Raw genomic sequence first — 10,580 nt, 5'->3', positions numbered from 1 at the left:
CTTTCTATTTTAGTATATCAACAATATTAAAGTTACATTAGTTAATTTTAATATTTATAATGTATAGCCTCCTTATACTCGTTATAAATATTTCTATTTAGCTCATCACCACCATCAATATTAGCACTATAGAATATTGGTGGCTTACTTATTCCTTTATCAATTAACTTTTGCGTTACTTCAGCAATTATTGAATTCATTATTGTAGCAGCAATAACAGTAGATGACGGACTAACCTTTTGATCTAACCCATCTAATTCTACACAAGCATCACCTATATCTCCATGGTTATCTATAACTATATCACATACCTCATATAAATTCTTACCGCATGGATGTCTAGACGTAACAGTTTTTGAATATTCTAAGTTTGTTATACAAATAACATATGCTTTTCTTCTCTTTGCCTCTAATGCAATTTCAATAGAAACTGGGTTTCTACCTGAAACTGAATGAACTATTAGTATGTCCCCCTCTTTCATAGGTACGTTTTTACATATAGTTTCTCCATAACCTACTAATCTTTCCATATTACTTGTCATTGTAATTGGTGATGTATCAAGCATAAGAGATTTTGCAAAAATAGGATTTATTAATACTAATCCTCCTGCTCTATAATATAGTTCTTCAGTAATTATTCCTGCATGTGAGGCTCCAAATACAAATATAGATTTTTTATTTAATATTGTATTTACTAATATATCAACAGCTTTACTCATAGAATTATTTTCTTTATTCTCTACTTCATTAAGTAACTCTCTTATTCTATCAAAATATTTAAATTCCATAAAATCCTCCCATAATAAATTTGAAAGATGTATTTCCAAGGCACTACTATAACAGATTTTTATTGGTTTTAGCCATGATTTTTATAGCATCTATTTCATTTTTGTTTAACTATTTATAACAAAACAATATAGTCGACTACTTCCAATATATAAACTTATTTCATTACTCTCTACGTCTATTTCCTCTTTGTTCCAATCTATATCATACTTTTCAATTTTTTTAATTTTATTATCAAATCTTAATTTTAAGTTTGCATCAGTAACCATATCACAATTTCCTACTATAAAAGCATATTTATTTTCTGATAATTGATAACCAGATGCATCACAATCCTTACTAATAAATTCAATATATTTATTATCAATAAAATAAGAGCTAATTACATATTCTTGTATATTTTTTCTAAAATTTAAAGCTTTTTTAGCATAGTTATGAATTTCTCCTGCCTCTTCTGTTAGCCTAGTTGTTAATCCCATCCATAATATATTTCCTAAAACTATAGCTCTTTGCATATCCTTAAAGAAATATTTATATCTCTTATCTTCATCTGGCTCCCACCCTCTAGGGTTAACCATATTAACTTGAGCAAATTCAGGGAATGTATATTTAAATACATTGTAAAATTCATCATACTCTGCGCCATTCCATGTTAAATTACCCCATGTATAGCTACCATAAATATCCCCACAGTTTTCCGTCATTATATATGAATTTGGATTATATTTTCTTAGTCTTCCTAATAATTCTTTTAACACATAAATATTTCCATTATTAAAATCACCAATATCTTCATGACTATGCTCTTTGTTATAGCAAGGCAAAGGTTCAGCTGAAGCAAGTTGATCAAGATAAATTCCATCACATCCATAAGCCTTTACTGTAAATTCTGCAGTATCTAACAAAAAATCTCTCCATAACTTATCTGACGGGCAATTTACCGTAAACTTAGCTGGACCATATGTTTCATAAATCATCTCTTCATTTTCATTTAAAATAGCCATTTTTTCACCAAGAGTTTTGTGGAAGTTTGATTCAACATCAAAAATTCTAGCATTTATATATAATGTAGATTGTCCACCATTATTTCTTACATATTCAAGACCTCTTCTAAACTCCATAGCTGATCCAAGCTCCATATCAGGATAATATTCTGGGTAATAAGAATCAAATCCTGTTCTATTCCAGCTTGCTAAAAACATATGATTAACTCCAAGTTCTTTCCCCTTTTCATATAAATATGGAATTTTATCAAATGTATTTTCTATTTTTCCGTTTCTTTTGAAGTTATAACATTGATTTAAAGCATACTGTTCATTTAAATAATCTGGGTTATGATCAAAATCTAAGTATTTTCCAATGTAGTTTCTATATATTTTTGAGCCATAATGCCAATCTTTATCTGTAATTGCAATCACATAATCTCCAGTACTATACTTTTCTCCCTTAGTTATTCTTTTATATTTTCTAAATCCAAAACCCATCCATGGATTATTTTCAACTCCACTTGTTTCAGCAATTATCCCTGTTACAGGGAATCTTTCATCATGACTTCCTATATATAATCCATTATTATCATCATAATAGTACATCCAACTCATTGAAGCTAACCCACAATAGTTTATTTCTCTTCTATAGATATCTTTAAACTTTACACTACTAGCTCTCCAAAAATCCTTTTTATTTTTTCCGTAACCTATTACAGGATTTACTGTTTTTTCACCTGCATGATGAGGATAAATGATTATATCGTCTTTATAACTTTCTCCAAGAAATATTCCTGATATATGTGGCATTAGAACTTCAGTTATATCTATGCTATCATCCAAATTTTCAATATCCGCATTAATAACAATTTTATCTTCAATAGCCTCTACATATAAATTACAAAGAATATTTTTATTAGAAAACTTTTTAATTTTTATTTCTAATTTCTTTTCATTCCCTAATACCTCAACTTCTTCTGGGATTAATTTCAACTTATTTTTACCACTTATCCCATATAATTCTATGATAGATTGCTTTATATCTTTTTTTATATATTCATCACCAGTAATAGAATTTTTAATACTACTAAAGTTATTCGTATCACTTGAATACTGACAAATAAATGTCTTTCCTATTAATCTCATAACACACCTCTAATATTAATATCCATACTTTGTATAATTATCAATTGCTTCACCATTAATTTTTGCTGCATTATCCATATGATTAGATATATACACACTAGGTTTAAGTCCTTTAGCTAGAAGTTTTTCTACAACTGTACTTTGTATAGCCCACATTATATAACTTGCAGAAATTCCACTTGCTGGACAAATTTTTTGACCAAACCCTTCAACTTCTACTAATGTATCACCATAATTACTACAGTTATCCAAATAATATTTGCAAGCTTCAAAAAGTCTTAATCCACTTGGATGATCTGATTTAAGCTTACTAGAATACTCAACTGTTGTTATAGCTATAGTTAAACAGCCTAAGTCATTTCCCTTAATTGCCAAGTCTACAGGGAAATGTTTATAGCCAGAAACTGAACCTATCATAATAATATCACCAGCTAATATATTAGATCTTCCTATTACAAAATCTGCAAATCCAGGAATACTATCATAACCTACTGCACCTTTTGATGCTGAAGCTCTATATCTTACTGGATTTTCTATTTCACATGTTATTTTTATTGGTTGAAGAGCCATCATACCACCTGTACGTCCAACCCCTTCAAACATAAGCATATGTCCTGTATCCATTATGTGCCAAGCTGCACCCTTCTCTAATCTATCTGCAATTTCCTCAGATATTTTTACTATTTTTTCTTTTTGTGTATCTTCTATTTTTACTAATACTTTTTTCATTTCTTCAAAATACTTATCCATTAACATAACTCTATATCCTCCTATATTTAGATAAACTACTTAATACATCTTTATCACATTCAATATCTATATTGGCTTCTTTTAATAAAACATATAGCATTGCTCCTATTAAAGGATCATATTTTGGATCTTCATAATATAAATTTTTGCATTTTAACGATAGTTCATCTTTAAAAAAATTTATAAATAAATCTCCAATATTAGTAACTCCTCCTATTAATGAAACTGGTAATATTTCATTATTTAATCGTCTATTTAATATAGAAACTAATTCTACTAATTCCGATGCAGCTTTCTTTAAAATATTGATTGCATCTTTATCTTGTTCTTTTGCTGCTTGTGCAACAATTTTTGATACTTCTGCTACATCTTCTCTTCCAAATTCTTTTGAATATATTATTTTTCTAATTTCAAATTCATTATCTATTTTAAACTTTTCTAGACATAGTTCTCGTAACCTACTATCTTTTATATTGTTATCGTAATAATATGCAAGCTTTTCAAGACACATAATTCCAATATGATATCCACTGCCTTTATCTCCAATTAAAGGACCCCATCCACCACTTACTACTTTTTTATTGCTCTTGGATATTCCAATTGAAAAAGATCCTGTTCCACTTAAAACTACAATTCCGTACGATTTTCCCATAGCTCCAAAAAAAGCATTCTCTACATCTGATAGACATTTAATATTTTTTATATTAATTTTTCTCTTTATTATATCTATACATTTTTCAAATCCTGGTATAAATAAACATATTAAATCTAAATCATTAACTGTTAATCCTGCTTTAGCTACGCATTCATTTATTCCTTCAATAACATTGTTAATAGCTTTTTCCTCATCTATAAATAAAGCATTAGTACCTGTGCATTTATAACAGCTTAATATTTCTGCTTTTTCATTGAATATAAGAAAATCTGTTTTTGTTCCACCACCATCACAAACTAAAAAATTTCTCATATTACTCTCCCAATTTTAAATAGTAAATTTGGGATGCCTTTCGGCCTCCCAAATTCTAATTTTTATTCTTTACTTAAAATTTCTTTTCCTTGTTCATCTACTCTTTGTTCAAATTCATCAGGAGTAATAGCACCTGCCCAAAGAGATTCACATTCCTTTACAAACATATTTTGAAACTCTGATCCATTAATATTTACTGGATATGGAACTGCTGTTTCTAATGCATCTACAAAATATTTGTTGTAACTATTTTCACTTACAAATTTTGATGTATCAACTTTATTTGAAGCTGGTAAGCCGAATTTCATATCTAAAGCAATTTGTTGTCCATCTTTTCCTGATAAGAATTCAACTACACGCCAAGATAATTCTGGATTTTCTGCACCCTTTGGAATAACCCATGTATTTACAAATGAAGATGATTTACTTACGCCATCTACAGAAGGAATTGGTAAAACTGTATATTCAGTCTTATTAGTATCCAAAGTTGATATTGTTGAAAGTGAACCTATTTGCATTGCTACTTTATTAGCCATAAATGCTGAATATTCATTATCACCAAATTGAGTTGCTTGTGCATTAGTTGGGCAAACCTTATAAGTATTTGTTAGATCATACATAAACTGTACAGCTTTCTTTGTATTTTCATCAGTTGATAGTACACTTGATTTTCCATCTTCTGAATATAACTCCCCTCCAAAAGCAGCTATATGAGCATATGTTTGATCAGTGAAGTTTTTCCAGTAATATCCCCATTGAGCATCAGCTCCTGAACCCTTAGTAAGTTGTTTTGCTATTTCTACAAACTCATCCATTGTCCATGTATCGCTTGGAATTTCAACTCCTGCATCTTTAAACATCTTTGTATTTATATACATTACTTTAGGAGTAACATCACGGCCTGCTGCATACATTTTTCCATCAACTGTTAAAGCATCTTTAACAACTGGATATAAAGAATCTTTATATTCTTGATCTGCTAAATCGTCTAATGGCATAACCATATTCTTTTTTGCATAACGTGGAACTTGATCCATTGCAAGCATCATTACGTCAGGTATTTCTCCACCAGCTAGCTTAGTAACCATAGTATCTGCATATTTATCACCAGAAACTGTAATAAATTCAAGTTTTATATCAGGATTTTTACTTTCAAAATCTTCTTTCATCTTTTGTAGATGTGCAAATTTAGTTATATCCCACCAAGTATAAACTTTTAATGTCTTTGGATTATCTGCACTAGCACTATCCTTTCCTTTATCAGAGCTACCACAGCTTACGAGACCAATAGTCATTACTAATGATAGTAATACTACAATTGATTTTTTTAATAATTTTTTCATTGAAATCCCCCCGTTTTATAATTTATATATCAAGGAAAAATAATTATTTCTCCTTGTTTTACAGATTTAAATATTTATTTTCCTCCAAAACCTGAGTTCATTGTTGATGCCATAAAATATTTTTGGAATACTAAGAATATAATTACAATAGGAATTATACTAAGAGTTGCACCAGCTAATAACACTGCCCAGTTAGGTTCACTTCCTTTAAGATAGTTTAACCCTACAGTAAGAGGAAGTTTATCATAATCATTTATAACTAACATTGGCCATAAAAATGAATTCCATACATTTCTAAAGGATAAAATGGCTGTTGTTGCTATTGCTGGTTTAGCATTTGGTAATACTATCTTAAAAAATATACCTATTTTAGAGCATCCATCTACTATTGCTGCATTTTCTAAATCCTTTGGAATACTTAAAAAATATTGCCTAAAGAAAAATATATTAAATGCATTTGATGCCGTAAACATACTCGATAAGAAAATTGCTGTAAAGCTATTGTATAAATTCATATCTACAATTATTTTATAATTAGGTATAAGAGTTACATGGCTTGGTATCATCATTGTAGCTATAAAAGCAAAGAATAATATATTTCTACCTTTAAATTCAATTCTTGTTACTGCGTAAGCAGCTAAAGCTGCTACTATAATCATGGCTATTGGTATAGTTATAGATAAGAAAATAGAATTAAAAAGCATCTTATCAAAAGGTAAAACTTCCATTAATCTTTTATAATTTTGCAACGTAAATTCAGTTGGAATAATATTCAAAGGATTTCCTGAATATAGCTGTTCAACAGGCTTAAAAGAAGACATAACAGCCCATATAAATGGATAAATCATTATTAAACTTAATATAATCATAAAAATGTGGTATGATGTATTTCCAATTATTTTGCTTTTTCTTTTAGATATAATCACTTTATTCTCCCCCCTGTTCATTTCTAAATTTATATTGAATTAATGTTATTATCATAATAATTACAAAGAATATCCATGCTATAGCTGATGCATATCCCATATTATAATTTCCAAAACCTTGCTCATAGATATAGTACATAATTGTACTAGTTGATCCTAAAGGACCACCATTTGTCATTATAAAAATTGACTCAAACATATTAAATGCTTCAATAACTAGTAAAATAATAACTACAAATGTTGTATTAGATAACATTGGTAATGTTATTTTGAAAAAGCTTTGGATCTTATTAGCTCCATCTACTTGTGCTGATTCATACAAGCTTTGGGGAATCGTTTGCAATCCAGCTAAAAACATTATCATATAATAACCACTCATCTGCCATACACGCATGATTATTAACGCCATCTTACTTGTCTCTGGACTATTTAGCCACATAGGTGGATTATTAAATCCTATTGCTGTTAGCAAATTATTTATTAATCCCATATCAGGATTAAATATCCATAACCAAACCATACTAACTGCTATTGTAGAAGTTATACTTGGTAGAAATAATGCTACTCTATACGCTTTGGTCATCCTTCCTACTTTTTTATTTATAAGTAAAGCTAATAACAATGATATAACTAATACTATTGGCACTAAAAAAACTACAAAATATAATGTATTCCCAAAAAATTTATAAAAATATTCATCTTTTGTAAAAGCTCGTATAAAATTCTCTAATCCTATAAATTTAGGCTTACTCATAAGGTCGTAATCAGTTAATGATAAATATAATGAATATATTATCGAACCAAAAGTAAATATTGAAAATCCTATTAAAGCTGGTGATACAAATAACCATCCTGTTAAGGCTTCCTTAGTTTTTAAAGACATTCTTTTTTTGTTTTTCAAATTATATTTCGAATTTAGCTCCATCTTCACCTTCTCAACACCTCTCTTAGATAGAAAACTATAAAAGTTAACATATCGTATATTTTTTATCTATAAATTTATTTTAAATACTAATATTAAAATAATGTAATGAATAATCTGATCTATATATAAGGCATATTTTTCGCCAAAATATTTAGGTGTTATTCCTCTTGCCTTAACATAATCAATAGGAAAATGTGTTATTGAAATTACTGCTAATTGAGTTAAATTAACACTATAACTCAATAAATATGAAACAAACATAATACCACAAGAATATAGAATTGAATGTATAAATAAAACATAATTATCTTTACCCTTACATTCCGCTAAATGTGGAGTTTGAAATAAGTAATCACCAGTTGCATGAGCCATTAAAATAAATAAAATATCTTTTATAATAATCTCACCTCTATTAATTAATTTCCATCTAGATATTTATCTCCTTCACATATAACCCTTACTATTCTTTCTGAAACATCCCTTATTAATTTCTTTGAATCCTTTATACTCTCTTCCAGTGTCATAGGCTTATTTACTATACTAAAAATGCTTGTAAAGCCATGATTGTAAAGTTCATCGTATCCTTCGCCAATCTCCCCACAAATAGCTATTACAGGAAGTCCATTTTTTTTGGCTTCTTTTGCAACTCCATATGGAGCTTTACCAAACTTTGTCTGAAAATCAATTCTTCCTTCTCCAGTAAATACTATATCCGCACTTTCAATCATTGTTTGTAGGTTTGTTTCGTTAATTACTATATCAACGCCTCTTTCAAGTTTTGAACCTATTGCTAAAAATGCTGCTCCACTCCCACCTGCTGCTCCTGATCCAGGAATATTTAAAACATCTATATTAAATTCATTTTTTATTATTTTTGCATATTGATTTAATGCCTCATCTAGTAATTTTATATCTTCATTACTCGCACCTTTTTGTGGTCCGAAAACATGTGAAGCTCCATTTAAACCACATAATGGATTATCTACATCACAAGCAACTTTTATATTACATTTTGAAATTCTCTTATTAAAATTTTTTTTATCAATACTATGTAATTCCTTTAAAGCTGCTCCCCCTTCTGGAATATCTCTACCTTCTTTATTTAGAAATCTTATACCCAAGGCTCTTAACATTCCTGCTCCGCCATCATTTGTTCCACTTCCACCAATACCTACTATTATATTTTTACATCCTCTTTCAATTGCATCATTAATTATCTGCCCTGTTCCATAAGTTGAAGTAATTAATGGATTAAGTTCATTACATCTCAGTAAATTTATTCCAGATGCTGCTGCCATTTCTATAATAGCTGTATTTCCATCACCAAGTATTCCATAGAAAGAATCTACTTCTCTTAATAATGGGTCACATACCTTTAGATTTATTATTCTGCCTCCTGTTGCGTCTACTAATGCTTGAACAGTACCTTCTCCACCATCTGCCATAGGAACTTTTACAACTTCTATATTTTTGTTGTATCTTTTTATTCCCTCTTCAATACAACTGGCTACTTCCATTGCCGTTAAACTTCCCTTATAAGAATCTGGGGCAATCACTACTTTCATATGCTCACCACCTTTTATGCTAATATTGTCTACACTTATAATAGTAAATGTTTACAAACTTCTAATCAATGTGTTTAGATTATAAGATTTTAAGGATTTTTACTGTTTTTTTTGTTTCCAATGCACAAAAAAATTGGTCTTATTCTTGCTATATTAAATAAAAAGAGATATTAGTTAATGACTTATTTATAAATCATCGCTAATATCTCTTTAATTTAAAATCTATACTACATAATAAGTTTAAAATTAATTGTCTTTATTCATTTTTATTAAATCGTCTTCATATATAAGTATACCTAAATACAATTTAGCACATTCATAAGGTTGTGATAAATCTAATCCGTATAACTCTTTAAATTTATTTAGCCTATACATTACTGTATTTCTATGCATATACATCGATTTAGCAGTATCGCTTATTTTCATATTATTGGTAAAGTATACTTTTATAGTTCTTAAAAGTTCTTTAGTTGCTTTATTTTTTTCACTAAATACATTAATATATTTACTAAGATACACTTTTTTACTTTCGTTAGATAATCCATTTATAAGTAACCTAATCTCGTAATCTCTCATGTATATCACTTTTTCAGTTGCATCCTTTGGAATAATAGATTCTATTATACTCATACTAGAGTACACATTATGATAATCAACTAAACTCTTGCATTCTTCACCTATTATGAAATAATATTTTATTTTTTGATCTAAATTAGATTCTAATTCAAAAAGTAATTTTTTTATCAATTCATCAAGATTATTGTAACTATTCAATAATATGAGTTTCTCATTATTTATATTTAATATTTCATTATTAAATATATCTCTAAATAAAATCTCAATATTCTGATAATCAAACTTATTAGAATCCAAGATTTTTAAAAATATCATTCTTCTCGGAACTTCCAAATCTATTTCTAATAATTTTGCCCTTGAAATATAATAATCCATATCTTTAACATCATTATCCTGAATTATATCTTTAAAAAATTTTTTTCTACTATTAGTCTTAGATGCATTAGCTATTCTACTATCCATTTCATTAATAATCATTTCTACTAACTCTTTTACTAATGGTCCATATGGGATAACTTCTTCAGCTGTACCTGTAATTCCAATTACACCAATCACTCTATTATTGTAAGTAATTGGCATATTCACTCCACTTTTACTCCCTCTATACATA

General features: G+C 28.5%; 10 protein-coding genes. All 10 read right to left on the bottom strand.

Annotated elements, in window-relative coordinates; genetic code table 11:
- Positions 1-47 precede the first annotated feature (47 nt).
- Positions 48-788 carry an SIS domain-containing protein gene (locus E6248_RS08720; RefSeq protein WP_316340426.1) on the bottom strand — a complete coding sequence of 247 codons (741 nt, stop codon included), beginning with the start codon at positions 786-788 and terminating at the stop codon, positions 48-50.
- 105 nt (positions 789-893) lie between these two features.
- A complete protein-coding gene (locus E6248_RS08715; protein WP_316340425.1) occupies positions 894-2,918 on the bottom strand; it encodes a DUF6259 domain-containing protein in 2,025 nt (674 codons plus the stop codon).
- A 15-nt stretch (positions 2,919-2,933) separates the two neighbouring features.
- Positions 2,934-3,674 carry a sugar isomerase domain-containing protein gene (locus tag E6248_RS08710; protein ID WP_316340424.1) on the bottom strand — a complete coding sequence of 247 codons (741 nt, stop codon included), beginning with the start codon at positions 3,672-3,674 and terminating at the stop codon, positions 2,934-2,936.
- 4 nt (positions 3,675-3,678) lie between these two features.
- A complete protein-coding gene (locus E6248_RS08705; protein ID WP_316340423.1) occupies positions 3,679-4,635 on the bottom strand; it encodes a BadF/BadG/BcrA/BcrD ATPase family protein in 957 nt (318 codons plus the stop codon).
- Between the two features lie 62 nt (positions 4,636-4,697).
- Positions 4,698-5,978, bottom strand: a complete 1,281-nt coding sequence (locus E6248_RS08700) for a sugar ABC transporter substrate-binding protein (RefSeq protein ID WP_316340422.1) — start codon at positions 5,976-5,978, stop codon at positions 4,698-4,700.
- Between the two features lie 74 nt (positions 5,979-6,052).
- On the bottom strand, positions 6,053-6,904 hold the full coding sequence (locus E6248_RS08695; protein WP_316340421.1) for a carbohydrate ABC transporter permease: 852 nt from the start codon (positions 6,902-6,904) through the stop codon (positions 6,053-6,055).
- A gap of 1 nt (position 6,905) precedes the next feature.
- Positions 6,906-7,829, bottom strand: a complete 924-nt coding sequence (locus E6248_RS08690) for a sugar ABC transporter permease (RefSeq protein ID WP_316340427.1) — start codon at positions 7,827-7,829, stop codon at positions 6,906-6,908.
- Between the two features lie 66 nt (positions 7,830-7,895).
- On the bottom strand, positions 7,896-8,201 hold the full coding sequence (locus tag E6248_RS16405; RefSeq protein ID WP_291664940.1) for a DUF3307 domain-containing protein: 306 nt from the start codon (positions 8,199-8,201) through the stop codon (positions 7,896-7,898).
- 44 nt (positions 8,202-8,245) lie between these two features.
- A complete protein-coding gene (locus tag E6248_RS08685; protein ID WP_316340420.1) occupies positions 8,246-9,394 on the bottom strand; it encodes a glycerate kinase in 1,149 nt (382 codons plus the stop codon).
- Between the two features lie 246 nt (positions 9,395-9,640).
- On the bottom strand, positions 9,641-10,580 hold a 940-nt coding region (locus tag E6248_RS08680), incomplete at its 5' end, for a helix-turn-helix domain-containing protein (RefSeq protein ID WP_316340419.1).

Source organism: Clostridium sp. (genome assembly GCF_032552055.1).
Lineage (GTDB): Bacteria > Bacillota > Clostridia > Clostridiales > Clostridiaceae > Clostridium.
Note: the sequence above shows the minus strand (reverse complement) of the source record. Positions and strands in the feature narration are given on the sequence as shown.

Bases quoted from the DNA above. Each gene is read 5' to 3' on its own strand.
- E6248_RS08700 (WP_316340422.1), bottom strand. From the start codon at position 5,978: ATGAAAAAATTATTAAAAAAATCAATTGTAGTATTACTATCATTAGTA.
- E6248_RS08720 (WP_316340426.1), bottom strand. From the start codon at position 788: ATGGAATTTAAATATTTTGATAGAATAAGAGAGTTACTTAATGAAGTA.
- E6248_RS08705 (WP_316340423.1), bottom strand. From the start codon at position 4,635: ATGAGAAATTTTTTAGTTTGTGATGGTGGTGGAACAAAAACAGATTTT.
- E6248_RS16405 (WP_291664940.1), bottom strand. From the start codon at position 8,201: ATGGCTCATGCAACTGGTGATTACTTATTTCAAACTCCACATTTAGCG.
- E6248_RS08690 (WP_316340427.1), bottom strand. From the start codon at position 7,829: ATGGAGCTAAATTCGAAATATAATTTGAAAAACAAAAAAAGAATGTCT.
- E6248_RS08710 (WP_316340424.1), bottom strand. From the start codon at position 3,674: ATGTTAATGGATAAGTATTTTGAAGAAATGAAAAAAGTATTAGTAAAA.
- E6248_RS08715 (WP_316340425.1), bottom strand. From the start codon at position 2,918: ATGAGATTAATAGGAAAGACATTTATTTGTCAGTATTCAAGTGATACG.
- E6248_RS08685 (WP_316340420.1), bottom strand. From the start codon at position 9,394: ATGAAAGTAGTGATTGCCCCAGATTCTTATAAGGGAAGTTTAACGGCA.